Origin of the sequence: Sorangium sp. So ce406, from assembly GCF_051474675.1 — a bacterium.
Lineage (GTDB): Bacteria > Myxococcota_A > Polyangia > Polyangiales > Polyangiaceae > Sorangium > Sorangium cellulosum_G.
On record NZ_CP150340.1, the window covers coordinates 8,834,991 to 8,860,561 of the forward strand.

At 74.0% G+C, this 25,571-nt stretch carries 23 protein-coding genes and 1 tRNA gene; 14 read left to right on the forward strand and 10 right to left on the reverse strand.

Annotated features, from left to right (window positions below):
- Positions 1-2 precede the first annotated feature (2 nt).
- The 4 genes from WME96_RS32890 to WME96_RS32905 all read right to left on the reverse strand — a co-directional run bounded on the left by WME96_RS32890 (position 3) and on the right by WME96_RS32905 (position 5,799).
- The gene (locus tag WME96_RS32890) at positions 3-701 is read right to left on the reverse strand and encodes a DUF4230 domain-containing protein (RefSeq protein WP_437285540.1); all 699 of its coding nucleotides are present in this window, start codon (positions 699-701) and stop codon (positions 3-5) included.
- A gap of 158 nt (positions 702-859) precedes the next feature.
- The gene (locus WME96_RS32895; protein ID WP_437285541.1) at positions 860-2,176 is read right to left on the reverse strand and encodes a hypothetical protein; all 1,317 of its coding nucleotides are present in this window, start codon (positions 2,174-2,176) and stop codon (positions 860-862) included.
- 187 nt (positions 2,177-2,363) lie between these two features.
- Positions 2,364-4,694, reverse strand: a complete 2,331-nt coding sequence (locus tag WME96_RS32900) for a transglycosylase SLT domain-containing protein (protein ID WP_437285542.1) — start codon at positions 4,692-4,694, stop codon at positions 2,364-2,366.
- Between the two features lie 121 nt (positions 4,695-4,815).
- Complete coding sequence (locus tag WME96_RS32905) at positions 4,816-5,799, reverse strand: hypothetical protein (protein WP_437285543.1); 984 nt, start codon at positions 5,797-5,799, stop codon at positions 4,816-4,818.
- A gap of 83 nt (positions 5,800-5,882) precedes the next feature.
- Between WME96_RS32905 and WME96_RS32910 the strand changes: the two genes are divergently transcribed.
- The gene (locus WME96_RS32910) at positions 5,883-7,208 is read left to right on the forward strand and encodes a hypothetical protein (RefSeq protein ID WP_437285544.1); all 1,326 of its coding nucleotides are present in this window, start codon (positions 5,883-5,885) and stop codon (positions 7,206-7,208) included.
- A 144-nt stretch (positions 7,209-7,352) separates the two neighbouring features.
- On the opposite strand, the gene WME96_RS32915 is transcribed toward WME96_RS32910, so the two are convergent.
- Positions 7,353-8,801, reverse strand: a complete 1,449-nt coding sequence (locus WME96_RS32915; protein WP_437285545.1) for an MXAN_5187 C-terminal domain-containing protein — start codon at positions 8,799-8,801, stop codon at positions 7,353-7,355.
- An 81-nt stretch (positions 8,802-8,882) separates the two neighbouring features.
- Here WME96_RS32915 and WME96_RS32920 point away from each other — a divergent pair, with 81 nt between their 5' ends.
- Positions 8,883-9,986 carry a histone deacetylase family protein gene (locus WME96_RS32920; protein ID WP_437285546.1) on the forward strand — a complete coding sequence of 368 codons (1,104 nt, stop codon included), beginning with the start codon at positions 8,883-8,885 and terminating at the stop codon, positions 9,984-9,986.
- 249 nt (positions 9,987-10,235) lie between these two features.
- Positions 10,236-10,311 (forward strand) — tRNA-His (locus WME96_RS32925).
- A 155-nt stretch (positions 10,312-10,466) separates the two neighbouring features.
- On the opposite strand, the gene WME96_RS32930 is transcribed toward WME96_RS32925, so the two are convergent.
- Positions 10,467-11,054: a Uma2 family endonuclease gene (locus WME96_RS32930; protein ID WP_437285547.1), complete on the reverse strand. Its 588-nt coding sequence runs from the start codon at positions 11,052-11,054 to the stop codon at positions 10,467-10,469.
- Between the two features lie 376 nt (positions 11,055-11,430).
- Here WME96_RS32930 and WME96_RS32935 point away from each other — a divergent pair, with 376 nt between their 5' ends.
- Positions 11,431-12,813: a hypothetical protein gene (locus WME96_RS32935; protein ID WP_437285548.1), complete on the forward strand. Its 1,383-nt coding sequence runs from the start codon at positions 11,431-11,433 to the stop codon at positions 12,811-12,813.
- Positions 12,814-12,883: 70 nt separating this feature from the next.
- Here the strand turns inward: WME96_RS32935 and WME96_RS32940 are convergent, their stop codons facing one another.
- Positions 12,884-13,165 (reverse strand): hypothetical protein, encoded by a 282-nt coding sequence (locus WME96_RS32940; RefSeq protein ID WP_437285549.1) that lies wholly within the window; start codon positions 13,163-13,165, stop codon positions 12,884-12,886.
- Positions 13,166-13,499: 334 nt separating this feature from the next.
- Between WME96_RS32940 and WME96_RS32945 the strand changes: the two genes are divergently transcribed.
- Positions 13,500-14,003, forward strand: coding sequence for a response regulator (locus WME96_RS32945; RefSeq protein WP_437285550.1), 504 nt, complete (start codon positions 13,500-13,502; stop codon positions 14,001-14,003).
- Positions 14,004-14,113: 110 nt separating this feature from the next.
- Entirely contained in the window at positions 14,114-14,635 is a 522-nt protein-coding gene (locus WME96_RS32950) for a YqaA family protein (RefSeq protein ID WP_437285551.1), read from the forward strand.
- A gap of 93 nt (positions 14,636-14,728) precedes the next feature.
- Here the strand turns inward: WME96_RS32950 and WME96_RS32955 are convergent, their stop codons facing one another.
- Positions 14,729-15,391, reverse strand: a complete 663-nt coding sequence (locus tag WME96_RS32955) for a hypothetical protein (protein WP_437285552.1) — start codon at positions 15,389-15,391, stop codon at positions 14,729-14,731.
- Positions 15,392-15,652: 261 nt separating this feature from the next.
- Between WME96_RS32955 and WME96_RS32960 the strand changes: the two genes are divergently transcribed.
- The 4 genes from WME96_RS32960 to WME96_RS32975 all read left to right on the forward strand — a co-directional run bounded on the left by WME96_RS32960 (position 15,653) and on the right by WME96_RS32975 (position 19,370).
- Positions 15,653-16,564: a hypothetical protein gene (locus WME96_RS32960; protein WP_437285553.1), complete on the forward strand. Its 912-nt coding sequence runs from the start codon at positions 15,653-15,655 to the stop codon at positions 16,562-16,564.
- Between the two features lie 9 nt (positions 16,565-16,573).
- A complete protein-coding gene (locus WME96_RS32965; RefSeq protein ID WP_437285554.1) occupies positions 16,574-17,437 on the forward strand; it encodes a protein kinase domain-containing protein in 864 nt (287 codons plus the stop codon).
- A 92-nt stretch (positions 17,438-17,529) separates the two neighbouring features.
- Positions 17,530-18,693, forward strand: coding sequence for a cystathionine gamma-synthase (locus tag WME96_RS32970; protein ID WP_437285555.1), 1,164 nt, complete (start codon positions 17,530-17,532; stop codon positions 18,691-18,693).
- Positions 18,694-18,803: 110 nt separating this feature from the next.
- Positions 18,804-19,370, forward strand: coding sequence for a hypothetical protein (locus tag WME96_RS32975; RefSeq protein ID WP_437285556.1), 567 nt, complete (start codon positions 18,804-18,806; stop codon positions 19,368-19,370).
- Positions 19,371-19,478: 108 nt separating this feature from the next.
- Here WME96_RS32975 and WME96_RS32980 read toward each other — a convergent pair whose 3' ends face one another.
- Together WME96_RS32980 and frr are read right to left on the reverse strand one after the other, a co-directional pair.
- Entirely contained in the window at positions 19,479-20,342 is an 864-nt protein-coding gene (locus tag WME96_RS32980) for a Stp1/IreP family PP2C-type Ser/Thr phosphatase (protein ID WP_433928339.1), read from the reverse strand.
- Positions 20,343-20,680: 338 nt separating this feature from the next.
- Entirely contained in the window at positions 20,681-21,238 is a 558-nt protein-coding gene (frr, locus tag WME96_RS32985) for a ribosome recycling factor (protein WP_437285557.1), read from the reverse strand.
- Between the two features lie 345 nt (positions 21,239-21,583).
- On the opposite strand from frr, the gene WME96_RS32990 reads away from it, so the two are divergent.
- The 4 genes from WME96_RS32990 (at position 21,584) to WME96_RS33005 (ending at position 25,516) form a co-directional block, all read left to right on the forward strand.
- Positions 21,584-23,068: a sigma-54-dependent transcriptional regulator gene (locus WME96_RS32990; RefSeq protein WP_437285558.1), complete on the forward strand. Its 1,485-nt coding sequence runs from the start codon at positions 21,584-21,586 to the stop codon at positions 23,066-23,068.
- A gap of 57 nt (positions 23,069-23,125) precedes the next feature.
- Positions 23,126-23,599, forward strand: coding sequence for a peroxiredoxin (locus WME96_RS32995; RefSeq protein WP_437285559.1), 474 nt, complete (start codon positions 23,126-23,128; stop codon positions 23,597-23,599).
- Between the two features lie 14 nt (positions 23,600-23,613).
- Positions 23,614-24,264, forward strand: a complete 651-nt coding sequence (locus WME96_RS33000; protein ID WP_437285560.1) for a DNA-3-methyladenine glycosylase — start codon at positions 23,614-23,616, stop codon at positions 24,262-24,264.
- A gap of 67 nt (positions 24,265-24,331) precedes the next feature.
- Positions 24,332-25,516, forward strand: a complete 1,185-nt coding sequence (locus WME96_RS33005) for a hypothetical protein (protein ID WP_437285561.1) — start codon at positions 24,332-24,334, stop codon at positions 25,514-25,516.
- Positions 25,517-25,571 lie beyond the last annotated feature (55 nt).

Consider the following 25,571-nt stretch of genomic DNA (forward strand, 5'->3'; position numbering starts at 1 on the left):
CTTCAGTCCCCGCCGACGCCCACGTCGCGCCAGCGGATCTCCACCCGCTTCGCGCCGAGCTGGGTCGCGAGCGCCGTGAGCTGCCGCTCGGCCTGCGCCCTCGCGCGCGCCATCACGTCCCCCTCGAGCGCGGCCTTCTCGATCGCCTCGGTCGCCTCCTTGCGGGCCCGCGACTCGAGCTGCTCGTTGCGCCGCGCGAGCAGGCTCGTCGACCGCGTGTAGACGTACGTCCCGTCCTCGTCGAGCCGCGTCGAGAAGACCTCCGGCGCCGGCAGCGTCATCCGCGCGACGCCGGTCTCCGGATCCATCGCGATGTCGTCGTCGCCGATCCGCGCGAGATCGACGCCGATCGAGACGTGGCCGACGGCGACGAGCAGGAGCGCGTCGGTGGCCTGCACCAGGCCGAACAGGCGGCTCTGGCGGTCGGCCAGATCCACGACCTTCTCGACGTGCACCTCCGTGGTCTCGAGCCGCGCCAGGTCGCGGATCGCGATGACGAGCGCAGGAGACGGCCGCACGACCACCCCGCTCGCCGGCGCGGGGGCGCGGAGGCGCGGCGCCACCACGAGCGCGCCGAACCCGACCGACGCGAGGATCGCGACGACGAGCAGCGCGATCCGCGGAGCGCGGCCCACGCGAGCGCCGGGGCGCGGCGCGTGAACGGCGACCGAAGCGTAAGGATCCTGGAGCGGGCCTTCCATCGGGGGTACCTCGGCGATCACGGGCGCAGCAGGCGCCCGCGGCGGTCCGGCTGGACAGGCCAGACGGGCCGCGCGTCCTCGTGAGAGAGTACTGAGAACAGGAAGGCCGGAAGGCGAGAAGAAATCAACCCGCCGCCCCGCGCCGACCCGCGCGGCCGCTACGCCGCCGGCGCCGTGGACGGCAGCGCGTGGGCGACCTGCCCCGCGCACGAGGACGAGAGCGCCCGCTCCAGCGTCCAGTCGTCGACCTCGCCCTCGGCCGCCTGCTCGATCGCGAGGCGCACGTCGCGGCTCGCGCACCCCTCGGCCGCGATCCGCAGCCGCTCCGCGGTGTGGTCGTCGCGCGACGACGAGAGCGCGAGCGCGGCGCCGATGCGGAGCTCGGCCGGCGCGCCGCCGTCCTCGAGCACCGCATACGCCTGCTCCCGGGTGAGCTTCGCCGTGCGGTAGTCGGCGCCGGCCTCGTCCACGAGGCGGCGCAGCGCCGCGCGCCACGCGGGCGCCGCGAGGCCGCGGCGCTCGAGGAGCGCGCCCGCGCGCCCCGCCTCGGGGGCGCCGCGCCCGCTCCGCTCGCGGAGCAGCGCGAGCAGGTGCTCACGGCGCCGCTCGGCGAGCACCATGCTGAGCCCCGTCTCGCTGGGATCGCGCAGGAGCTGCGGCGGCACGATCGTGAGCAGGACCTCCTCGCCCCCCGCGAGCCCGAGCGCGACGCCGAGCGCTGTCTCGTCGATCCGCTCGATGCAGGCGTAGGGGATGAAGCGCTCGCCCGCGTCGTCCCGCAGCGAGAGCCCGTCGCTGCCGGCCACCAGCACGCGGGGCGCGGCGCCCTCCCGGAGCAGCGCGGCGAGCGCCCACGCCGAGGCGCCCGTGACGACGCCGAGCGAGAGCGCCACGTCCGGATCGAGCACCGACCAGCAGATCAGCGACACGAGCGCCGCGACCCCGACGAACAGGCGGCGCCGGAGCGGCGGCGCGACGTCGTCATGGAGCCGGACGCTCCACGTGCCCCGCTCCCGGCCGGCGGCGATCGCGCCGAGCAGCCGCTCCGCGTCGGCCGAGTCCTCGACGCGCACGCGGATCACGTCGCCGTCGTCCGTCTTCAGGGCGACCTCGTCGCCGCAGCTCGAGAGCCGCGCGCTCGTGAGCGAGAGGAGCGGGAACGAGCTCCGATCGCCGGCGCGCTCGATCCACAGCGCGTTGCTCACCCGGACGATCGACGCGCCGGACGAGCCGAGCGCCGCCCAGAGCCACGCGAGCGGCGCGTAGAGCATGCACGCCACGCAGAGCAGCACGAGCAGCGACCCGAGCAGCAGGACCGGCATGAGGAGCGCCATCGCGAGCCGGCCGGCCAGGGGCTCCACGAGCGAGGCGATGGAGAAGAGCACGAGCAGCCAGGCCAGCGCCGAGGTGAGCAGCCGGCTGACGAAGCGGGCGTCTGCATAGGGCTGGATGAGAACCCCGCAGCGCTTGAACACGCCGTCACTTCCAGCGGTTCCTGCCACCCCATCACGGTGAAAGCACCCGCCCGCAAGTTCAAGCACACAGCGCTATTTCAGCGCGACAGCAAGCTCCGCGCTGTACGGCGGCGGCCGCCCTCGGTGCGCGTACCTCGGTGGCGTCCGTCGAACCGCGACCGTCGTGCGCGTACCTGGGTGGCGCGCCTCAGTAGGCGTCCGCCGGGGCGCGCGCGTCCGCGGGGAGCGTGAGCGGGAGCATCTCCACGGCCGCATCGCCGCCGTCCAGCCACTGGTACCGCGCGAGGTTCGAGAGGACGCGGCCCACATAGGTGCGCGTCTCGTCGTAGGGGATCCGCGCCACCCACACGTCGGTGTCCCGGTCGATGTTGCCCTCGAGCCAGTGCGACACGGCCGTCGGGCCCGCGTTGTACGCCGCGGTCGCGAGCGGCAAGCTGCCCTCGAACGTCCGGAGCAGCTTGCCGATGTAGAAGCCGCCGAGGCGCAGGTTGATCGGCGCGCTCTTGAGCTGATCGAGCTCGAAGCCGAGCGACAGCTCGCTCGCGGCTTTCCTGGCCGTCGCCGGCATGAGCTGCATCAGGCCGACCGCGCTCGCGGGGCTCACCACGACGGGATCGAACGCGCTCTCCTGGCGCATCAGCGCGTGGACGAGGCCCCGCGGCAGCCCGTGCTGCGCCTCGAGCGCGCGCACCTCGCCGACGTACGGCTCCGGATAGACGCACTCCCACGTCCAGCGATCGGCCTGCGAGGGCGCGCGCTGGAGCGCGGCGGCGGAGACCGCCTGCGTGCCCACCCGGTAGCGGCGCTTCGCGGGCGAGAGCATGCCGTACATCCTGCAGAGCGCCTCGCTCTCCTGGCCCGCGTACGGCGCGGTCGCCGCGCGCTCGTTCTCGGCGAGGTGGGCCTCCGCGTCGCGGTCGAGCCCCATCGACGCGAGCAGCGCCGCGCCAGGCGGCAGCTTCACGTCCACCGGCCGGGCGTCCGCGAGCGACGCCGGGACGAGCAGCGGCGGCATCGGCGCGCCCACCGCCGCGAGGCGCGACCGCGCGAGCAGCGCGCCCCACGAGAGCGGCTGCTCCCGCATCACCTGCGCCCAGAGCCGCGCCGCGCCGTCGCGATCGCCGCCGCGCAGGGCCGCGAGCCCCGCGAGCTCGCGCAGCTTCGCCGCGTCGGCCGCGCCCGCGTCGCGCGCGAGCTGCTCGAGCGGCTGCCGCGCCCGCGCGGCGTTGCTCGTCGACAGCATCGCGAGCGCGCGCTCGTAGGTCGCGTCGCGGCGCCGCTCGCTCCGCGGGTAGGCCGAGAGGAACCGGCCGTACTGCGCGACGGCCTCGGCGTAGCGACCGACCTGCATGAGCAGCCGCGCCGAGAGCAGGCTCGAGAGCTCCCCCCACCGGGTCTTCCGGAACCTGCGCGCGACCGCGAGGTGCCGCTCGATCGCCTCGCCCTCGCGCCGGAGGCGCGAGAGCGAGCGCGCCGCGAGGTGGAGCTGCTCGGCCTGGCGCGCCGACGGCGACGCCGCGACCTTGAGGAACGCCGCGGCCGCGCCCTCGTAGTCGCGCGCCTGGTACAGCGCCGTGGCGCGGCGGTGGTGGAGCTCCGCGGCGGACACGCCCGCGACCTTGTCGAGCTCGGCGATCGCCTGCGACGCGCTGCCCGCGGCGACCATGGCGTCGGCCTTCTGGAGCCGCTCCTCCGGCGAGAGCGACCCCGGCGCCGCGGCGAGGAGCGCCGCGGCCTCGCGCCCGTCGGCCGACGACGGCGCGCTCTTCACGATCCACCGGAGGTCCGCGAGCGCGAGCTCCGCCGCGGCGGCCTTCGCGGGGCCCTTGTCCCCGGACCGCTCGGCCGCGTCGCGCGCGGCGAGCAGGACGCGCGCCCGCGCGAGCCGCGCCGCCGCCTCGTCGCGCGTCTTGCGCGCGCGCTGCGCCGCGACGACGGCCCGGTCCGCGAGCGCGCGGGCCTGCGCGAGGTCGCCGCCCTTCATGGCGGCGACCGCCGCGCGCGCGAGGCCGGGCGCGCCGCCCGCGCGCTCGAAGTACGCCGCCGCCTCGAGGAACGGGCCCACCTCGAACGCGGCCTCGGCGCGGTAGCGCGCCACCTCGCGGGCGAGCAGCGGCAGCGCCTGCTCGAGGCCGTGGAGCAGCTCGACCGCCTTGCCGTGGTCGCCGAGCTCGAACGCGACGCGCGCCCGCGCGAACTTCATCCCGGGCATCGCCCGCTGCTCCATGGGCAGCGCGTCGATCCGCTCCGCCGCCTCGGCCCAGCGCTCGAGGCGCACCGCCTCGACCCACGCGCCGTCCATCACCGGCGACGCGACGGCCGCGACGGCCGCGGCGGCGCCGCTCACGGCGGACGGCACGGCCGGCGGCGCGGCGCGCGCGGTGCTCTGCGACGGCGGCGGGCCGGCCGCGCGGTGCTCCGCGCACGCGGCGAGCGAGAGGCCCAGGACACACGCGGCGGCGAGCCGGCGGCGCGCTGCCCGTGACGACGGCTTCGGTGGCGACGGAGCCCGTTTCATAGCCGACCCGACGCGGTGGACGACCCGCCGGCAGCGCGCCGTGAGGACAGAGGGCCGCGGGACGGCGGCCTCCGCGCGCAGGCCGCTCGCGCCGCAGCGCTCGCGCTGCCGACCCCTCTAGCTAGCAAGCTTCCGCGCCACGTCGCAAACAAAGTGTCGGGCCCGACGCGATCCACCGCTTGCCGATCTCGACGTCCTCCTCGAACAGGAAGGCCGCGACCTCGTCGAGCGAGCCGGCGCGGTTCGGCGGCGCACCGAGGCGGAGCGCGGCGGCCTTGCCGAACGCGGCGGCCACGGGGTGCGGCGCGCTCGCGAGCCGCAGCAGCTCGGGCACGAGCTCCGCCGCCCCGAGCTCGCCCGCGAGGACGGCCGCCAGCGGCCGCGGATCGGCGGGGCAGTCGTAGCTCCACGAGAGCGCCGAGCGCAGCACCGCGATCGTCTCGGGCGCCGCCGCGCGCGCCGCCGCGGTGCGGTAGCCGCCCCCGGGCAGCGCGAGCTGCGCAGAGCCGCGGCTGGTCGCGCACACGCCGTCCGCCGCCTGCAGCAGGGCCGCGGCGATCGGCTCGGTCACGCCGTCGCCGAGCGCCGTCTGCCCCTCGATGTCGGCCGCGACGGGCCGCGCCGCCTCCTGCGCGTAGCCCTCGAGGTTGGCGAGGAGCCGCTCCAGGTCGACCGCGCCCGCGGCGCGGCCGGCGAGCACGTCGCGCGCCGTGTGCACGGTCACGAGGCTCGACACGACGGCGGGCGTCCCGCCGCGCATCGTGTGGGAGACGTCCACGCTCACCCGCTTCACGGCGGGCCACCGGAGCACGCGCGGCTCCGTGTCCGGGTCGACGAGGATGCCCCAGGGGACGACGGCCATCGCCACCTCGCGCGCGCCGCGCTGGGCCTGGAGGCGATGCTCGGCGCGGGCCAGCGCGAGCACGCCGAGCGCGCTCCCCATCGCCATGAGCCCCAGCGAGAGCGTCTGGCTCCCGGCGCCCCAGATGGCCGCGGAGACGCCCGCGAGCCCCGCGGTCCCCGCCGCGGCGAGCGCGCCGGTCGAGCCGGGCTCCGGGTGGAGGCACACGTAGCGAAAATCCGGCGGAGGCAGCTTGCGCAGCACGGTGACGACCCCGGATCACGAATCTAGGCCGCCGCGCCCTCGCACGCTACCGGCTGCGCGGGGCGGACGCGCATCCGCGAGGCATGCCACGGCGCGTCGGGGGCGCGCCGGTGCAGCCCCAGCGGCAGACGCAGCCGCAGCGACCGGCGCGCGGCGGCGCGCGGCGCCGGCTGGCAGCGCCGGCGTGGATCCACGCGCGCCGCGCGGTGATAGCTTCGCGGTCGGTGCTGCTCTCCCGCGTCCGCCTCGCCCACGTCGGCCCCTTCGATGACCTCTCGCTGTCCCTCGAGGACGCCGCCGGCGCGCCGCGCCGGCTCGTGGTCCTCTTCGGCGGCGACGGGGTCGGCAAGACCTCGATCCTGTCCGCGATCGCGTCGACGCGCCCCGGGTACGCGGTCGCACAGCAGAGGTCGCGCGCCGACGACGGCGCTACCCCGCTCGTGGTCACCGACTGGATGCTCGGGACGGACGATCCTGCGCGCGCGCACCCGCTGCGCGTCGCGAGCCCGAACGCGCGCCTCGACGAGCCCGAGGACGCGGCGCTCCTGCGGCGGAGGGAGCAGTCGCTGTTCGAGCGGCGCGCGGCGGAGGGGGGCTTCGTCCTCGTCGCGCTCTCGGGCGCGCGCTGGTTCTCGCGCACGTCCGTCATGCTGACGACGCCCGAGCGCAGCGTCCTCCGCTACGACGTGCGCGCGGCCGCGAGCTTCGACGACGCGACCCGCACCGACCTCGCGCGCGAGACGAAGCAGGTGCTCTCGTTCATCCCCGTCGCCGCCGCGCTCGCGCGCGGCCGCTCGGCGGACGGGCCGGACGCGAGAGCAGACGCGCAGCCGGACGCACAGGCAGACGGCCTACCGGACGGGCGAGCAGAAGCGCTGCCGGATGCCCTGCCGCGCGCGCCGTCCGACGCGCGATCGCGCGCCGAGCCGCACGCGCAGGCGGCGCGGCTCGACGCGCTCGATCGCGCGCTGAGGGAGGTGCTCGCGGCGCTGCTCGAGGGCCACGGCGCGAGGTACGTGGGCGTCGACCCGCTCCGGCTCGAGCCGATCTTCGAGCGCGCGGACGGCCAGCGCGTCGACTTCGACGACCTCGGTCGGAGCGCGCGGCACGCCGTCGCGTTCGGCGCGCTGGCGCTCCGCGCGCTCGCCTCCGCGCACCCGAGCGGCGATCCGCGCCTCGCCGAGGGGGTGGTGCTGATCGACGACATCGAGGCGCAGCAGCCGGTGCACCGGCAGCGCTCGCTCCCCGCCCGCCTGCGCGCGGCGCTGCCCAACGTGCAGTGGATCGTCACGACGTCGTCGCCGGCGATCGCGCTCGGCTGCGAGCTCTCCGACGTGATCGCGCTCCGCCGCGAGCCCTCGTCGGGGCGCGTCGAGCTGCACGAGGGCCCGGACGCCGTGCTGCACTAGTTCCTCCGACGTCGCGCCAGGGATCTGGAGGGAGATTTCAACGCAAAGGCGCAAAGGCGCAAAGGCGCGAGGAGGGACAAGTTCCCTTCATCTTGCGCCTTTGCGCCTTTGCGTTGAAATCTCTCCGGTCTGCGACGCAGAGCCCTAGGCGAGCGGCACGGCGAGGAGCACGATCTCCTTGCCGCGCACCTCGACCTTGTAGCGCATCGGCTTGCCGTGCTTCTGCCCGAGCTCCTGCTCGCTCGCCTTGAGGCGCGCGACGAACGCGTCGCGGGTGATGTGGTCCACCGGGTCGCCGAGCGACCGCTTCGCGGCGACGTACTCGGCGAAGATGCGCCCGTAGTACGCGTCCTCCGGCTCCTCGAGGAGCGCCTTGGCGTCGGCGGGGATCTCGTCGGCGGACAGCGCGGCCATCCGCTCGTCGACCTCGAGGGCGTCCCGGAACGACGCCGACGTCGGGGCGCGCGACGGGCGCCCCTCGGCGTCGGTCTCGTCCTCCTGCACGCCGAGGAGCTGGTTCAGGAGCGAGTTCAGCCGGAACACGAGCCCGCCGAGCTCGGCGTGCTCGATCCCGAACCGGAGGTCGGTCCGGCCGTTCATGATCGCGAGCAGGCCGTCCTCGATCTCGGAGACCGGCTGCGAGATGTACGCGTCGAGGAAGTAGGCGGCGATCACGACGAGCACGAGCCCGAGCGCGGTGACGCCGAGCAGCGGCCACAGCAGGCTGTTCGCGAGGCCCGGCGTCCTGAGCTGCGCGATGCTGAGGAGCACCGCCCGCCGCCCGTCGCCGTAGCCGTCGAGCGCGTGCCCGACGGCGCTGTACTCGCCGGACAGCCCGCCGATGTCGACCATCCGCCCGGAGCTCAGCGCGTGCAGCGCGCCGTCCTTCGCCGGCGACGCGGTGAGCGCCGCGACGAGCTGCGGCGGAGCGTCGCGCGACTTCGCCACGACGTCGAGCCCGTCGCCCGACTGCATGGCGACGACCAGCAGGCGCCCGCTCGTGCGCTCGCTCGCGTTGGTCAGCCGCTCGTCGTTCAGCGCGGTGCCCACCGCGACGGCGCCGATGATCTGCCCGGCGTCGCTGCGGATGGGCGCGTAGGACGCGAGGAGCTGCTCGTTGCGCGCCCGGCTCACCCACACGTCCGAGCCGGTCACGCCCTGCTCGATGGCGAGCTTCAGCGACGGGTAGACGGCGCCGAGGTTGTCCCCGCGCATGAGCGCGGAGGCGTTCCGCCCGAGCACCACGCCCTTCGTGTCGACGAGGACGACGAGGGACGGCGGGGTCCTCGCCAGCTCGGGCGAGGCGGCGACCGCCTCCCGGATGGCGTTGGCGGCGCTGGTGGCCGCCTCGGCGCGCGCCGGGGCGGTGCCGGCGTTGAACGGCTCGCGCAGCTTCGGGTCGCTCGCGTGGGAGGCGAGCCACCGCTCCAGCACGAGGCCGTCCACCTGGAGCTGCGCCATGGCGGCCGCGAGCGCGCGGGGCGCCTCGCCCGGGCTGGCGATCTGCCCGAGGGAGGCGCGCGCGAGGGCATACGCGAGCCCTCCGACCATGAGGACAATCACGGCGAAGACTGCGATGATCTTTCCGCGCATCCTGCGTCTCCACTCCTTCTTTCCGGGGCTCAGGGCAAGCTACCATCCGCTGCGGCGCTGCTACAACTCTCCACCCAGCTCATGGTGCACTTGAATCAGCCGCACTCCGAGGCCCCGCGCCTCCACGTCGTCGACGACGCGCTGTTCGAACAACACCGCGCGCGCGGCGCGCACCCCGAGCGCCCGGAGCGCCTCGAGGCCGCCCGCCGCGCGATCGAGCGCTGCGCCGCGTCCGGCCTCTCGCTGGAGCGCGTCACGTCGCGCGACGCGACCGAGGACGAGCTCGCCCGGGTCCACGCCCCGCGGTACCTGGAGTCGCTCGATCGGATCAGCGGCCACTACGCGGCGCTTGACCCCGACACGTACGTCGTCCCGCGCTCGGTCGACGCGGCGAGGCGGGGCGCCGGCGCCGCGGTGGCGCTGGTCGAGGCGGTGCTCGCGGGCCCCGGTCAGGTCGGGGTCGCGCTGCTGCGCCCGCCCGGCCACCACGCCACGCGCGAGGCCGGCATGGGCTTCTGCCTCCTGAACAACGTCGCCGTGGCGGCGAGGGCCGCGCTCCACAGCGGGCTCTCGCGGGTGGCGGTGATCGACTTCGACGTGCACCACGGCAACGGCACCCAGGACGTCTTCTGGGACGACCCGCGGGTGCTGTTCTGCTCGCTGCACCAGTGGCCGTTCTATCCGGGCACCGGCTCCGCCGAGGAGATCGGCGGCGGCGAGGGCGTGGGCTACACGGTGAACGTGCCGCTGTCCGACGGCGCGACCGACGCGGTCTACGAGGCGGCGTTCGACGAGATCGTCCTCCCGGTGCTCGACGAGTACGCGCCCGAGCTGATCCTTGTCTCGGCGGGGTTCGACGCGCACGAGCGCGATCCGATGGCGGGGATGAAGCTGTCGCGCGGGGCCTACGCGGCGATGGGCCGCCGGCTCGCGGCGATGGCGACCGCGAAGGCGCGGGGGCGGCTCGCCCTCCTCCTGGAGGGCGGCTACGACCTGGCCGCGCTCGAGGGCTCGCTGACGGCGGCGGTGCTCGCGGCTTCCGGCCGCGAGCCGGCCGAGGAGCTGTCGGGCGCGCCAGGGCAGTCGGCGCCGCCGGCGGCGCAGCGCGCGCCGATCTCGACGCGCCACCGGGCGGATCTGGACCGGGCCCGCCGGGTCGCGATGCGCCGGTGGGCGACGCTCTGAGCGGTCGGCCGGAAGGCGCGATGGCCCGGGGGGCCGAGGCGGGGCCGCGCGGGCCGAGGGGCGGCGGCCGCAGACGGCGGCCGCCGCGGGCCGCGCCGGGGGGCCCGGGACGGGAGCGACGCCGGGCGCCGGCGCCTCCGCCGGGGGCGGGTTGAAAAAACAGCGACGTGTCGGTGCGGTACCCGATTGCACTCCGCGCGGAGCTGAGTATTCTGCCAGGCCTTCGCAGCCCTCGGGCCGCGAAGAACGGTGGGTATAGCTCAGTTGGTAGAGCACTGGATTGTGGCTCCAGGTGTCGCGGGTTCAAATCCCGTTACTCACCCCAGGTAGAACTGCCCGAACTCGTTCGCGAAAGCGACGATCTGAGGGCTGGAGACGTGGACGAAGCCGGGGGCTTGGGTCCAGCGGTGGGTTCAACCCCGCCCCCGGCGACGCTCACCCTCACCGCGGGCAAAGCGCCCTTGTCAGCGCGGCGGCCAGCTACGCCCAGAGCACCGAGAGATCGAGCTCGACGGCGTCGAAGGGCTCGACGCGGACGCGCGCAGCGTCGCGGTGGATCACCGCAGACCCCCGGCGACGATCCTCGCCGAGCACGTAGACCTCCAGCGTGCGCGCGATCGGGTCGACGAGCCACGCGTGCCGCACGCCCTCGCGCGCGTAGATCGGCATCTTCTCGTCACGGTCGACGTCCTCCGTGGATGCGCTCAGGACCTCGCAGATCCAGTCCGGGGCGAGCGCGAAGTATGCGGTCTCGGGCAGCTCGGGCATGCGTTCGCGGCGCCAGCCGGCGAGGTCGGGCACGAGCGCGTCCGCCTCGCCGGGCGCCTCCGGCTCGGGGAAGTGCAGCTCAGGTTCGACCAAGATGGTCCAGCCACCGGGCCCGCCGCGGCCGCGGTCGAACGGGCCGAAGAGCTCCCCCTGGAGCGCGCTCTCTGCCCTGGAATGTCGCGGCGCCGGCCGAGGCATGACGTGGAGCACGCCCCCGATGAGCTCCGCCACCTTGTTCGGCGGGACGGCTTCGAGGTCGGCGTACGTCGCGCGGCGCTGCTTCTCGGCGGGCTGACCCATGGCAGGAGCGTGCCGGGGGGCGGGCGGTGAGGCAAGGGAGCGAGGAGCAGGGCGAGCGCCGCGCGCCGCCGGGGCGGTCACCGGCGCAGAGCCGCGACCGCGAACGCCAGGGCGAGCTCGAGCCCGAGCGCGTGCGGGCCCGGCGGCTGCCCGTCCATGAGTACGCCCGCACGGTCCCCCTGGGCGTCCGTGCGGCGCACCATGAGCGCGCCCGCACGGCGCGAACGCTCGATTCAATAAGCGCTCTCCGCGCGCCCCGAGACATCGATTCCCTGGATATCCATCCATCGCTGTGAGCCGCTCTCCCATCGACCGCAGACAGCAAGTCTTTTTTCCGTAACCAGTTCGCCACACGATCTGCGTAGCGTCCGCGCGCATGAAAACCACCCTCCCTGGGAGCCGCGCGCTGGCCGCGCGCCTCATGTCTGCTGCGTTCCTCGCGCTCGGCGCGCCGGGCCTCGCGTCGTGCGCCGTCGCCTCGAGCGACGCCGCGGATGATGCCGAGTTGCCGGCCCCCGGCGACGTCGATGTCGTCCGGCCGCTCAAGCTGTCCGAGCGCGCCCGCGTGCCCGAGAAGGAGCCGGGGTTCGTCGGCGCGGAGCTCGGGGACCACGAGCTCGTCATCACCCATGACGGCAGCCTGCCGCCGTTCGCCGCGGGCGACGTGCTCGGCGGCACGGCGGGGGGCGGCTACCTCGCCCGGGTCGTGCGCGTCCGCGCGCTCGACGCGACCCGGGTCGCGCTCGAGACGACGCCCGCCGATCTGACGGAGTTCATCACCGAAGGGCACTTCCACGTCCACTACGACGCCCGCGAGTACGCGCGCGCCCTCGACGAGCACGTCGCGCGCGCCCGCGACCTCGGCGAGGAGGACGGCGAGCAGATCGCGAGCCAGGCAGAAGCCCTGAAGATCTCGTCCGGCGCGTCGCTGAAGCTCCTCGATCTCTCCTCGGCCTCCCTCCCCGCCTCGTGCGGCGTCACCGCGCACGGCGCCGCGGTCCTCGACGTCACCGCCGAGCTCTCTCCGGTGCTCGATTTCGAGGTCCACGTCGGCCCGAGGGGCAAGCTGAACCCGGTGCCGGAGCTGAAGCAGCTCCGCTTCGTCGCGTCCGGCAAGCTCGACGTGAGCGCCAAGCTCCACGGCGCCGGCACGGTCACGGGGAGCTGCGCTGTCGATCTGCTCGAGCTCGCCGGCGGCGTCCCGAGCCTGCCGCTGCCCACGCTGACGTTCTGGGTGGGGCCGGTGCCCGTTGTCGTCACGACGAACGTCGTGCCGACGGCGACGGCCGATCTGGCGCTGTCCTTCACCGCCGCCGAGATCGCGGCCGAGGCGCAGACGACCGCCGAGCTCGAGGCCGGGGTCGACTACAGGGACGAGACGTGGAGCACGATCTGGGAGCCCTCGTGCTCGGCCTCGGGGACGGCGTCCATCGGGGCGCCCGGCGCGATCACCGCGTCCGGCAAGGTGAGCGCCGGCGCGGAGCTCCGTGCGCGCCTCTATGGCGTCCTCGGGCCGAACGTCGGAGTCCACGCGTACGCGCGCGTCGCGGCGGAGACCGCGCCCCCCTACTGCTCGTACGACGCGCGGGTCGACGGCGGCGTGCGCGCCTACGCCGAGGCGGAAGCCGGCGTGTCGGTCGGCCCGCTCGACCTCACGTTCAAGACCCTCGATCTCGTCGATCTCGAGCTCTTGCACTTCGACGGACCGCGCACCTCGGGCCCCCTCCGCGACGCGCCCGAGTGCGACGCGGAGCCCTGATCGCGGCGCCGCTCCGGCCGGGAGGCGAGGCGCGCCCCGCCTCCCGCGCAGGCCCGCGCGCTCGCCGGGCTCAGCGGTCCGCGCACGCCACGTAGTCGCAGGACGCGAGCGCCACGCACTCCTCGGTTCGCTCCACGAGGCCCTCTCCCTCGAGGCCGAGGCACGCGGTCTCACAGCTCGTCTGGCTCGGGGGCGGAGTGTCGTTCTCCTCCGCGCAGAGGATGCGGTGCTTGCAGAGCTCGCTGCACGCGTGCAAGTCCTCTTCGTCCTTGCACCCCGCGACGGCCGCGGCCAGGAGGCCGAGCGCGGCGGCGAGGACGAGGGACATCGATCGGAGTTCTGCGTTCTTCATGGGCAGCTCACCTCGGTTGTGGAACGGCGACTCTCGCGCGTGAGCGACCCGAGGCCGACCGGCACCCCGCTCAGCGCACGAGAGGGCGAGCGCGGGACCGGACACGGTACCAGCGCCCTGCATCAGGCCTGCAAGCCTCACCATGAGGCCGCGCCCTCGAGCCGAGCATAGACGAAATTCAGGGGCATCGCGCGCGACGCCCCGACGGGGCGCCCTGCAACGCGCGCGACAGCCCCGCGCTCCGGCGCGACCCCGCCGCCCCGCTGGCCCGATGCGCCGGGCGTGGTACATTGCGTCATGGGCGTTCCTGACGCGCCCGCCGAGCTTGAGACGAATGCCCGCCAAGGAACCCGATACCCTGCTCGAGGCCGATCCGGCCCGGCGGCCGGATCGTGAGTGGCCCGAGTCCACGCGGCTTCCGCTCGTGCTCGTGGTCGATGAGGACAGGAGCACGTGGCAGCCGCTCGGCGCCCTGCTCTCGGAGCGGTACCGCGTCGTCGTGTGCGCCTCGGCCCTGGACGGGGTCGCCGCCTTCACCGAGGACACCTGCGCCGTGATCATCGATGTGCGGATGTCGGGCCAGGACGGCTTCTGGGTCTGCGACCAGATCCGCAAGATGCAGCCGGAAGTGCCGGTGATCTTCTACTCGGCGACTCGGGACGAGAAGGACTCGTTCGAGGTCATCAACGCGCACCGGCCGTTCGCCTACGTCGACAAGCACGGCGCGGCGCAAAGGCTCCTCGACGCCCTCGAGAAGGCGACGCGGATCTTCCAGAGCACCCTCCGCAGCAGGCGGATCATCGAGCGGCTGCAGCGCCGCCGGCAGGAGGCGGTCTGACGCCGCAATCTGCGCCGCAGCCCCGACCGGAGCAGCAGCCGCAGCCGCAACAGGGCGAGGCGCGCTCGAGCGGCGGCCGGAGCGACCTGTGGCGCACCCTGGTCCAGCTCGTGCTCAGCCTGGGCGCGCTCTTCGGCCTGATCGCGCTCGCGGCGCACCTCGCGCGCGACCAGCTCGACGCGCTCGGCCGCGGGTTCGTGGAGCGCTTCGGCCTCGCCGGGATGTTCGTCGGCACCTACCTCGCCGACGCGTTCTCGTTCCCCATCCCGCCGCAGTTCTACATGCTGACGGCGATCTCGTCGGGAGGGTCGCAGATCGCCCCCATGGTCGTGATCTCCGTGGCCTCGCTCCTCGCCGGCTACACGGGTTACCGCCTCGCCAATCACCTCACGCGTTTCCGCATCTTCGCCGCGCGCCTCGAGCGGACGCGGCCCAGGATCGATCGCCTGTTCGAGCGATACGGATACTGGGCCATCGCGATCGGGAGCGTCTCGCCGGTCCCCTTCTCGATGCTCTGTTATCTGTCGGGGCTGTACCGCATCCCGCCGCGGTACTTCTTCACGCTGGTGCTGTTCCGGGTGCCCCGACTCCTGATCTTCTATGCGCTCATCCGGCTGGGATGGGCCCAGTGAGCCCTGGTACGCGATCACCCGAGCTCGAACCGCGCTCACAAAGGCGGTAGGCCCGACGAGCCCCTGTCCGTCGCGCGGCGCGGGGCGGGCCGACTACCGGGGGCTGTCCGTCTCCTCGGGCGACTGGTTCACCCGGACGCGCTCCAGGATCTGATCGACCATGCCGAGGTCGATCCCGGAGCGCTCCACGACGTTCCTGGAGAACAGCCGAGTCGCCTCTTTCGCGAGCTCCTCGTCCGGGAGGAACGGCCGCGCGGGCGACCGCGGCGCCGGAAGGCCGATCTCCTTCTCCAGCTCGGAGATCGCCCGGATCATCTCCTGATAACAGGCAGAGGCGATCTGCACGGAGAACGGGAACACCTGCGCGTTCCCCCGGCCGGCGCGCACGGCGTGCAGCGTCGCGGCCGCCTGCTCGGCGAACTGACGACTCCCGAACGCGTTGGCCATCTGCGCGTACATCGCGAGCGACTCCTGGTCCGCCGCGAGGTCGTCCTCCTTCGTCCGCTGCGCCCCGGACGACGGCGCCGAGGACCACCGGACGACCATCCGGCCGTACTCGTCGAGCGCGCGCCGCTGGAGCGTCAGGCGCTCCAGGAGCGCCTCTCGCCGCTGTCTCTGGACCTCCGCCCGCTCCTCGTGCTCGGCCCGGCGCTCCCCGCTGAGCTCTGACGATCTGCGCGCCAGGTAAGCGCCGATGAACAGGGCGACGCCGTTGCTCACAGCGATGAAGAGCATCTCCAGAATCTTGGGATCCATGCCGTTCTCAAGACTTCTATCACGTTCGCGCCGAAGGTAGTGATATGCAGCACGAGGCGAGGGAAAGTTGGCCCCCGTCGTCCTCCCGTGCGGGTGCGCCGCCATCCCACAGGCGGCCGCAGCGCGGTCGCGGGCGCGGCGAGCGCGCGGCTCGCCGGCGGATCCATCGAGCGGCCCGGCGCGCCCTGAGCGCCGCGCGGCCGCGACGCCGCGCGCGCGGCGGCGCTCAGGGCGCGCCGGGGGTCGTGATAGGATGTCCGCATGACCGGTTCAGCCGACGCCGGAGCGGGCCCGCACCTGGGTGGGCTCGACGGGACGCTGCGCGAGGCGCTCGAGAGGAGCCTCGCCGACCGGCTCGCGGGGAGCCCCGGGGCGGAGCTCAACCTGGACAACGCGTTCTGGGGCGCCCCCGCGCCGCGCGATCTCGGCGAGGCGCTCACCCGGCTCGGGCCGACGTGCCTCAACATGGTTGTGCGCATCTTCGAGCGCCTCCGCGACATCGACCCTGCGCTCGGGCTGTCGAGGCAGATCAGGTATCTTCGCAACGTGTGGTTCGGTGGGAGCGCGGGATTCAAGGTGGTCTACGAGGAGCCGGCCGCGATGCGCGCGCGCCTCGACGACCGGCTCGCGGGAGCGGGCGGCCGCCGCATGGCGCGCGACACCCTCCTCGGGGGGGTCGAGCACCAGCGGGGCGCGCTCCTCGGCGCGCTGCCGGGGACCGTCGCGTCGCTCCTCCGGGGCGGCGAGCCGCTCGACGCGGACAGCTGGCGCGAGGTGCACCGGCCCGACGAGGAGGCCGTGCACATCTGCGTGGGCAAGCGCGAGCCACGGCTGCCGGAGCTCGACGACATCCACCTCGACTGGAGGTCCCCGGTGGTGGGCGTGAACGAGGCGACTCGCCGCTGCCGGTATGGCCTCCTCATCAGCGTGGTCCACTGGACGCAAGCGCGGTTCGGGCTCGGCAAGCCGGTGTTCCCGCTCCAGCGCATCGATGACAGGGTCGCCGCCCTGTCGGGGCGCGGCGACGCGCCGGCGCCCTGGGCCGAGTTCGTGGCGCGCTGGCGCGACGCGCGGTGGACGCTCGCGACGCGGGGCGGCGACGGCGCCCAGGAGGCGCTGCAATGGCTCCGCGCGTGCGAGGAATTGGCCCCCGCGCAGCGCGGGGACGGCTGAGGCGGCGCCGTGCCCTACCCCGCTCCCGAGGGCACCGAGCTGATCGAGCACCTCGGCGCGGGCGCCACCTTCGACGTGGCGCTGGTCCGGCGCAGCGATCTGCCGCGGAGTCCCACGCGTGACTCCACGCTGGTCTGCAAGCGCCTCGCCCCCGGCGCCCTCCACGCGCACGCCGGGCGCGCCGCCATGGTCCGCGAGGCGAAGGCGCTCGCGCTGGCCCGGCACCCGGCCCTGCCCGCGCTCGCGCGCGTCGGCGCCGACCGCCACGGCCCCTTCCTCCTCGAGACCCGGCGCGAGGGCGCCTCGCTCCGTGACGTGCTCGACGGGTGGCGCGGCCGCGGCCGTCCTCCGCCCGCCTCGCTCGTCGTCCACGTCGTCAGGACCGCGATCGAGACCCTCGCCGAGCTCCAGGAGCTCGCGGACACCGAGGGCCCGATCCGCTTCGTCCACGGCGACATCGGCCCCGATCACGTGCTGCTCGGCCCGCTCGGCGACGTCGGCCTCGTCGACCTCGGCGCCGCGCGGTTCCGCGGCATGGAGCCGGAGCTCGAGACCGCCGACAGGGGCACGGCCCCGTTCGTCACGCCCGAGATCGCGCGCGGCGAGTCGCCGCCGACGCCGGCCGGCGACGTCTATGCGATGGCGGCGACCCTCGTCGCGTTCGCCACCGGCGCGCCGCTCACGCGCGCGCGCGACCAGGCCGCGGTGCTGGTCGAGATCAGCGAGTCGGGCCTCTGCCTCGACGCGCTCGCGGTTGCCGACGCGCTCTCGCCCGGGCAGCGCCGCGCGCTCGCCCGCGAGCTCGACCGCGATCCGGCGCGCCGCGCCGGCAGCGCGCGGGCGCTGCTCGACGCGTTCGACGCGGGGCGATGACGGCCTGGACGGGGCGCGCGAGGCGCGCGACGACCGCGCCCTCGCCGCCAAACCCGTGGACGCACGCGGCGCATGAGATAAGTCTCGACCGCATGAAGCCCCACCTAGGCCACGACAGGCTCGCCCTCGACACGCTCGCCATCCACGCCGGACAGCCGCCGGATCCGACGAGCGGCGCGGTCATGACCCCGATCGTCCTCGCGAGCACCTTCGCCCAGGAGCGGCCGGGCGACCACAAGGGCTTCGAGTACTCGCGCAGCGGCAACCCCACCCGCAAGGCGCTCGAGGCGTGCCTCGCCGCGATCGAGGGAGGGCGCCACGGCTTCGCCTTCGGCAGCGGCTCCGCGGCGACCGCCACCCTGCTCCACACGCTCCGGCCAGGCGACCACGTGCTCTCGGGCGATGACGTCTACGGCGGCACCTTCCGGCTCTTCGACAAGGTCATGCGGCCGATGGGCATCACCTCGACCCCGGTCGACATGAGCGACCTCGACGTCGTCCGCAAGGCGCTCACCCCGGCCACCCGGATGATCTGGATCGAGACCCCGACGAACCCGATGCTCAAGATCTTCGACATCGCCGGGCTCGCCCAGATCGCGCGCGCCCACGGGGCGCTCCTCGTCGTCGACAACACCTTCGCCACGCCGGTGCTCCAGCGGCCGCTCGATCTCGGCGCCCACGTCGTCGCGCACTCGACGACGAAGTACCTGAACGGGCACTCGGACGTCGTCGGCGGGGCGCTCATCACGTCGGAGGACGCCCTCGCCGAGCGGGTCGGGTTCCTGCAGAACGCGATCGGCGCCGTCCCGAGCCCGTTCGATTGCTACCTCGTGCTCCGCGGGATCAAGACGCTCGGCGTGCGCGTCCGCCAGCAGTGCGCGTCGGCCGCTGTCATCGCTGCCAGGCTCGCCGAGCACCCCGCCGTCCAGGCGGTCAACTACCCCGGCCTCCCCACGCACCCCGGCCACGCGCTCGCCGCGCGGCAGATGGTCGCGCCCGGGGCGATGATCTCGTTCGTCGTGCGCGGCGGCCTCCCCGTCGCCTCGCGGTTCCTCGAGCGACTCGCGATCTTCGCCTGCGCGGAGAGCCTCGGCGGCGTCGAGTCGCTCGCCGAGCACCCCGCCATCATGACCCACGCCTCCGTGCCCGCGGCGGCGCGGGAGGCGCTCGGCATCGCCGACGGCCTGCTCCGGCTCTCGGTCGGCCTGGAGGCGACCGAGGACCTCTGGGGCGACGTCGCGCAGGCGCTGGAGTGACGCCCGCGCGCGTTATCGCGCCGCGCGCGGCCGCCGTTTGATCGCGGGCCCCGGAGTACGATAGAAGCGATGTGCGGCCTTGGGGCCGCCATCTACCACCGGAGCTTTCCATGCGTCTCGCCCGCCTCGGCTTCGTGCCCGTGCTCGGCTTCCTCCCCCTGCTCGGCTTCGGCTGCAGCGACCCGGCGCCGCCCACCCCGCGCGGCGCGTTCTCGATGAACTTCGTCGACACGGGCGCTTCCTGCAACGCGGGGAGCCACTCGGTGGCGCTCGGCGACGTGACCGCGGCCCAGAGGCTCCGCGTGCTCACCGACGGCGAGGAAGGCGCCACGATCGACTGCTCCGTGACCGGCTCGGGCACCTTCAAGGTCTCCGCGCGGGCGAGGAACCCCGCCACGGCCGCCGAGGTCCGCGTCAACATCCCCGCCATCACGCCCGCGGCGACCGAGGAGATGCCCGCCTTCGGCAGCATCAGCTTCTCCTCGGTGAAGACGGCCGGCGAGACGTTCGTCTCCGATCCGGCCGCCCCGTGTGAGTTCTGGTTCGTCCCCGAGAGCGAGCAGGGCGTCAACGCCGGCGAGATCTGGGTCGTCTTCGAGTGCCTGGAGATGCTGAACGACGGTTATTCGTGCGAGCTCAGGCGGGGCGCCCTCGCCTTCGACGGCTGCGGGAGCTGAGCCGCGCCGGGCGGCGCGCGCGCGGTCGCTGACGACGCGCGCTCCCGGGGGCGCGCAGGGCGCACGGGGGCGCTGACGGCGCGCGCGGTCGCTGACGACGCGCGCTCCTCAGCTCTTCTCGGAGCGCGAGGCCGACGCCGCCGGGACCGTCGATCGCTCGCCCGAGCTGACCTGCTGCGAGTCGGCGGGCGGGCCGATCGTCGCGCTGTTCGGGAGCGCGGCCTCGTCCTGGTCGTCGATCCGGATCACGAGCGCGGTGATGTTGTCCTCGCCGCCGTTCTCGTTCGCCTTGGCGATCAGGCGACGGCACATCTCCGGCACCTCGTCGGTCGAGCTCACGATCTGGAGGATCTGATCGTCCGAGAGCATCCCGCTCAGGCCGTCGGAGCAGAGCAGGTACACGTCGCCGGGCTGCGGCTCGTCGCTGATCAGGTCGACGGCGACGCTGTCGTTCATCCCGAGCGCGCGGGTGATGACGTTGCGCGGCAGCTCGGCCCGTTGCTCCTCGGTGAGCTCGGGCATCGCCATGATGTAGTCGTTGAACAGCGAGTGATCGCGCGTGAGCTGGCTGATCGAGCCCTTGCGGACGCGGTAGGCGCGGCTGTCGCCGACGTGGCCGACGTAGATGCGGTTCTTCTTCTTCGAGAAGAGCGCCCCCACGACCGTCGTGCCCATCCCGGCGCAGTCGCGGGACCGGATGCTGCGCTCGAAGATCTGGCGGTTCGCGACGCGGATGCCCGCCTGGAGCCGGTTCTCCTCCTCCGACAGGCTGGTGTCGAAGTGGAATGGCCAGGTGGCGTCCTCCCGCGACGTCGACCGGAAGAAGTCCGCGATCGACTCGGTCGCCAGCCGGCTGGCTACGTCCCCCGCGCGGTGGCCTCCCATGCCGTCCGCGACGATGAACAGGTCATACTCCGACAGGACGGCGTAGCTGTCCTCGTTGTGGTCGCGTTGGAGACCAACGTCCGTCATTCCTGAAGCGATCGCTCGCATAACCTCGGGAATCCTTGAGACGGCTCCGGGCCTTCGGCTTCGAACACCAACCGTTTCATGCTACCGAAAACCTGTCAAGCAGGGCCTCTCGCACCGTAATGGGCGTCTCGAGGCGCCCGCTCGCCGACCTTCCTGATCCTACCGACTCGGACCGGGGGGACCGCAAGCCTCTTTTTCATTGGACGCTTCATTGTCGTCGCGGGCACCGGCTGCCGTCTCGACTCCGGACCACGCCCCACGCCCGACCCGAGCCCCCCCGCCCCGCCGTCGCCTGGCGCTCTGCCGCGCCTCCGGAGCCGCGTCGCCGCGGCCCCGGGTCACACGTCCAGGATGTCCTTTTCCTTGTGCGCGATCACCGCGTCGACCTGCCTGGTCCCCTCGGCCACGACGTCGTCGACCTTCTTCTTGGCCCGCTCGGCCTCGTCGCCGCTGACCTCGCCGTCCTTCTCGAGGGAGTCGATCATCTCGTTGGCGTCCCGGCGGTGTTTCCGGATCGCAACTTTACACTCCTCTCCGTTCTTCTTCGTGAGCTTCACCATGTCCCGGCGCCGCTCCTCCGTCAGCGGCGGGATCGGCAGCCGGATGAGGTCCGCGTCGGTCTGGGGGTTCAAGCCGAGATCGCTCTCCCGGATCGCCTTCTCGACCGCCTTCACCTGGTTCTTCTCCCAGGGCTTGACCGTGATGAGCCGCGGCTCCGGCACGGACACCGTGGCCATCTGAACGATCGGCGTCGGCACGCCGTAGTAATCGACGCGGATGCCGTCGAGCATGGCCGCGTTCGCGCGCCCGGTGCGCACCTTCGCCAGGTCTCGCCGGAGAGCTTCGATGGCCTTGTCGATCCCTTCGCGCAGCTCCTTGATGACGTCCTCGAGCATGATCCGGCTTCCTCCGTGTGGGGCTCGCCCAGCCCGCCCTCTTCGCGGGCGGGGGCGGAGCTTACCGCGTATTTCTGGGGCGGCGGAGAAATCGATCCACCCGGCGCGTGGTCCTCGCCGCGCGTCGCGGTCGGAAGGACGCTCGCCCCCGCCCGGGCGCGGCGCGCGGCGAGCGGCGAGGACCGCGCGCCGAGCGAGCCGCCCTCCCCGCCCGCCCGACCGAGCCGGGTGCGGCGGCGACCGCGCGGTGGGCGATGGCCGCGCGATGGCCGCGCGCCGCCCTGGCGCGCCTCGGCTGTCACGATCGTGCCGAGCTGTAGTAACTCTGGGAGGCAGAGCGACCCGATGCGCGATCTGGACTGGAACAGCTTCGACGTCCTCGTCGTCGACGACGAGCAGGACAACCTCGATGCGTTCCGGTTCGCCTTCAGGAAGTCGTTCAAGCTCCATTACGCGCTCGGCGGCGCCGAGGCCCTCTCGCTGCTCGAACGGCTCGATCCCGCGGTGATCGTGGCCGACCAGCGGATGCCGGGGATGAGCGGTATCGAGTTCCTCAAGCAGGCGAAGGAGCGGAGGCCCGACGCGGCGGGCGTGCTGCTCACCGCCTACGCGGACATGGCGGTGCTCATCGACGCGGTGAACTCGGGCGCGGTCGACCGGTACATCCAGAAGCCGTGGAACTCGAAGGAGCTCGCCGTCGTCCTCCGGCAGACGATCGCCGGGGTCGCGACCCTCCGGGAAAACCGGCGGCTGCGCGAGCAGCTCGCGCATTATGCCGGCTACCTCGAGCGCGAGCAGCGGGATCCGATCGATTTCGGCGAGATCGCCGGCGAGAGCGAGGCCATGCGCGAGGTCTCCGCCCGGATCGGCGAGGTGGCGAAGGCGGCGACGCACGTCCTGATCGAGGGCGAGGAGGGGGCCGAGAAGGAGGTCGTCGCCCGGGCGATCCACGTCGGCTCCCCGCGGGAGGAGCAGCCGTTCGTCAAGGTGACGTGCGCCGCGTTCCGTGGCGACGCGCTCGAGCGCGAGCTGTTCGGCTGGCGGCGGGGCGCCTTCGACGGCGCGTTCACCGAGCGCGCGGGCCGGCTCGAGCTCGCCCACCGGGGGACGATCTACCTCGACGAGCCGGCGCCGCTCGCGCCGTCGCTGCAGGCGCGGCTGCTCCGCGTGCTCACCGACGGCGAGGTCGAGCGGATCGGGTCGACGGAGACCGCCCGCGTCGACGTGCGCGTCGTGCTGTCGCTGACGCCCGGCATCGACGAGGCCTGGGCGCGCGCGGGCGTGCTGCCGGAGCTCGTCTCGCGGCTCTCGGTGTTCCCGCTCAGGCTGCCGCCGCTCCGCGATCGGCGCGAGGACATCCGGGCGCTCGCCGAGCACTTCCTGCGCAAGTACGCGCGCCGCAACGCGCGCGCGGCCACCTCGCTCTCCGAGGAGGCGATCGCGAAGCTCACGGCGTACGCGTGGCCCGGGAACACGCGCGAGCTGGAGAACGTGGTCGAGCGCGCCGCCATCCTCTCGCGCGGCGACGTGATCCAGCCCGAGCACCTCGCGTTCACGGCGCGCCCGCAGCCGAGCGAGCCGCCCCCCCGCGCGCGCCATGGCGCCGCGCCGGCGGCGGGCGAGGCGGACGCGACGGGCAAGGCGCTCGCCGCGCCGGCGTCGTCGCGGCCGAAGGTCGACCTGAGCTCCCAGCTCGACGACATCGAGCGGCGGGAGCTGCTCGCCGCCCTCGAGCGCTGCGGGGGGAACAAGGCCGAGGTCGCGCGGCAGTTCGGGATGCAGCGCACGACCCTCTATTACCGGCTGAAGCGGCTCGGCATCGACACCTGACGCCCGCGCCGCCTCGCCTGTCGACGCGGGCGGCGAGTTGCGGCAGATTGCGGCCGCATGCTGAAGGTCGGGGCGCGCGCGCCGGAGATCGACAGGGTGGCCATCGATGGCCAGCGCTTCGTGCTGTCGCAGCAGGGCGGGCTCTGCACCGTCGTGTACTTCTTCCCGAAGGCCTTCACGCCCGGGTGCACCGTCGAGGCCCAGCTCTTCCGCGACAACCACGCCGAGATCGCGCTCGCGGGGGCGAGCATCGTCGGCGTCAGCACCGACGACCAGAAGACGCAGTGCCGCTTCGCCGAGGCGCACAGCGTCCCTTATCCGATGATCGCCGACCGCGATCGCGGCGTCTGCCGCGCCTACGACGTCCTCTGGCCCATCATCGGGCTCGCCCGGCGGATCACCTACGTCATCTCGCCCACGATGGAGATCGCGGCGGTGTTCCACCACGAGCTCCAGGCCCGGAAGCACCGCGACGACGTGCTCGCGTTCATCGACGCGCGCTTCCGGGCCGCGCGGCCCCCCGCCGTCTGACCCGGAGCCCCGCCGTGCCCCCCACCCCCGAGCCCCACGCGCCCGGCGACGGCGCCGCGCTCCTCGATGGAGCGGCGCCGCTGCCCCGCGACTTCTACGCCCGCCCCGCGCTCGTCGTGGCGCGGGCGTGCATCGGCAAGGTGCTCGTCCACAGGACCCCCGAGGGCATCGCCGCCGGACGCATCGTCGAGACCGAGGCCTACCGCGGCCCGGAGGACCTCGCCGCCCACAGCGCCGGAGGACGCCGGACAGCGCGGACGGAGGTCATGTTTGGCCCGCCGGGCCACGCGTACATGTTCCTGCTCTACGGTATGCACTGGGCGTTCAACATCGTCGTGGCCTCGGAGGGGAAGCCGCACGCGGTGCTCGTCCGCGCCGTCGAGCCGGTGACCGGGCTCGCGCTCATGAGCCGCCGGCGGGGCATCGCGCCCGGGCGGGTCGAGCTGACCAACGGGCCGGGGAAGCTGTGCCGGGCGCTGGGGCTCGACCGCGCCGCGTACGGGATGGATGTCTGCGGCGCCCAGCTCTCGCTGCTCCCCGGCGCCGCGGGCCCCATCGGCAGGTCGCCGCGCATCAACGTCGATTATGCAGGTGCGTGGGCGGAGAAGCCGTGGCGCTTCTACGAGCGTGGGAATCGCTATGTGTCCGTTCCGCCTCGCCATTGAGCGGGCGTGAGGCGCCGGACACTCGAAGCGCTCGCGCCCGGACCCGAGATCGCGCGACAATGGGCGTATGGGATTCTGGCCTTTCGGGGGGCGCGAACCTGCCAACGTCGAGAGCGCATCGCAGGTGGTGACGGCGGCGGCGCGCGGCGAGAACGTCAGGGGAAAGTTAACGCTCTATTTCAAGGAGCCGCAGACGCAGAGCACCGCGGACAGGGCCGCGGAGCGCTGCGCGCAGGTCGCCGGAGAGCTGCTGCGCGAGGTCGCGGCGCAGGCGCCGCTCCTCGGCAGGGAGGCAGAGCTCGCCACCGCGATCGCGGCCCGCGCGCCGCGCGGCGTCCCGGCGCTGCGCGCGATCGAGCTCGCGTCGCTGCACGTGGTGACCGACCGCACCACGCAGTCGCGGCGCGTCGCGTCGAGCCCGGTCCTCCTCCACGAGCCGCCGCGGAGCGCGGGCACCCCGTCGAGCCGACCGCCGCCGAGCGGCGCCGGCTGGGGCGCGGCGCCCGCGAGCAGCCGCGGCCTCGGGCAGATGTCCGGCGCCTCGCCGGTCATCGGCCGCGACTCGCCGTCGAGCGTGCCCCCACCCAAGAGCGTGCGCTCGCCGCCGAGCTCCGGCGCGCCGCGCCTGCGCGGCGCGGGGGCGGGCAACGGGCGCGGGTCGAGCCCCGGGCTCATCGGCTCGCCGCCCACGGTGATCGCGGCCGCGCTCGCGCCGCTCCTGCGCGACACGTCCGCGCGGCTGCTCTTCGGATGTCTGCGGGCCCACGATCTGATCATCGTGCGCCGCGTCGCGATCGACCCCGGCGCGACCGAGGTGCTGACCGCGCTCCTGCCGGCCTCGGACGCGCCGCCGGGCGAGCTCGAGGCGAGCCGGGCCGCCGAGCTCACCCGCTGGCACACGGCGCTCGGCTCGCCCGTGATCAGCCAGCTCCGCGCGGAGTCGTGCGCGATCAGCGCGCAGAAGGCGCGCATGGCGCTGGGCACCGCGGGCATCGCGCCGGGCGTCGTGGGGGAGCTCGTCGACGCGCTCTGCCGCACCGCCTTCCCGGGCCTCGCGCTGTCGGGCGCCCAGGTCGATCGCTACGCCGAGCAGGACCTGAGCGAGCTGGCGGCGGAGAACGTGGCGCGCATCCTCCGCCACCCGAACACGAAGCAGCTCCGGCTCGCGCTCGGCCCGCTGCTCGACGCCGTGCACAGCGACATGGACGCGATCTCCCGCATCGCGAGGGCCTCGCTCGGCAGCGCGCCGTGACGCGCCGCGACCTCGCGGCTCACCCGGCCGCACGTTCCCTTCTCCGCTCGCCGGC

Excerpts from the sequence above, each read along its gene's own strand:
- WME96_RS32990 (WP_437285558.1), top strand. The coding sequence starts at position 21,584 with ATGCGCGATCTGGACTGGAACAGCTTCGACGTCCTCGTCGTCGACGAC.
- frr (WP_437285557.1), bottom strand. The coding sequence starts at position 21,238 with ATGCTCGAGGACGTCATCAAGGAGCTGCGCGAAGGGATCGACAAGGCC.
- WME96_RS32995 (WP_437285559.1), top strand. The coding sequence starts at position 23,126 with ATGCTGAAGGTCGGGGCGCGCGCGCCGGAGATCGACAGGGTGGCCATC.
- WME96_RS32955 (WP_437285552.1), bottom strand. The coding sequence starts at position 15,391 with ATGGATCCCAAGATTCTGGAGATGCTCTTCATCGCTGTGAGCAACGGC.
- WME96_RS32930 (WP_437285547.1), bottom strand. The coding sequence starts at position 11,054 with ATGGGTCAGCCCGCCGAGAAGCAGCGCCGCGCGACGTACGCCGACCTC.
- WME96_RS32910 (WP_437285544.1), top strand. The coding sequence starts at position 5,883 with ATGCCACGGCGCGTCGGGGGCGCGCCGGTGCAGCCCCAGCGGCAGACG.
- WME96_RS32945 (WP_437285550.1), top strand. The coding sequence starts at position 13,500 with ATGCCCGCCAAGGAACCCGATACCCTGCTCGAGGCCGATCCGGCCCGG.
- WME96_RS32940 (WP_437285549.1), bottom strand. The coding sequence starts at position 13,165 with ATGAAGAACGCAGAACTCCGATCGATGTCCCTCGTCCTCGCCGCCGCG.
- WME96_RS32920 (WP_437285546.1), top strand. The coding sequence starts at position 8,883 with ATGGTGCACTTGAATCAGCCGCACTCCGAGGCCCCGCGCCTCCACGTC.
- WME96_RS33005 (WP_437285561.1), top strand. The coding sequence starts at position 24,332 with ATGGGATTCTGGCCTTTCGGGGGGCGCGAACCTGCCAACGTCGAGAGC.
- WME96_RS32970 (WP_437285555.1), top strand. The coding sequence starts at position 17,530 with ATGAAGCCCCACCTAGGCCACGACAGGCTCGCCCTCGACACGCTCGCC.
- WME96_RS32935 (WP_437285548.1), top strand. The coding sequence starts at position 11,431 with ATGAAAACCACCCTCCCTGGGAGCCGCGCGCTGGCCGCGCGCCTCATG.
- WME96_RS32890 (WP_437285540.1), bottom strand. The coding sequence starts at position 701 with ATGGAAGGCCCGCTCCAGGATCCTTACGCTTCGGTCGCCGTTCACGCG.
- WME96_RS32980 (WP_433928339.1), bottom strand. The coding sequence starts at position 20,342 with ATGACGGACGTTGGTCTCCAACGCGACCACAACGAGGACAGCTACGCC.
- WME96_RS32915 (WP_437285545.1), bottom strand. The coding sequence starts at position 8,801 with ATGCGCGGAAAGATCATCGCAGTCTTCGCCGTGATTGTCCTCATGGTC.
- WME96_RS32975 (WP_437285556.1), top strand. The coding sequence starts at position 18,804 with ATGCGTCTCGCCCGCCTCGGCTTCGTGCCCGTGCTCGGCTTCCTCCCC.
- WME96_RS32960 (WP_437285553.1), top strand. The coding sequence starts at position 15,653 with ATGACCGGTTCAGCCGACGCCGGAGCGGGCCCGCACCTGGGTGGGCTC.
- WME96_RS32900 (WP_437285542.1), bottom strand. The coding sequence starts at position 4,694 with ATGAAACGGGCTCCGTCGCCACCGAAGCCGTCGTCACGGGCAGCGCGC.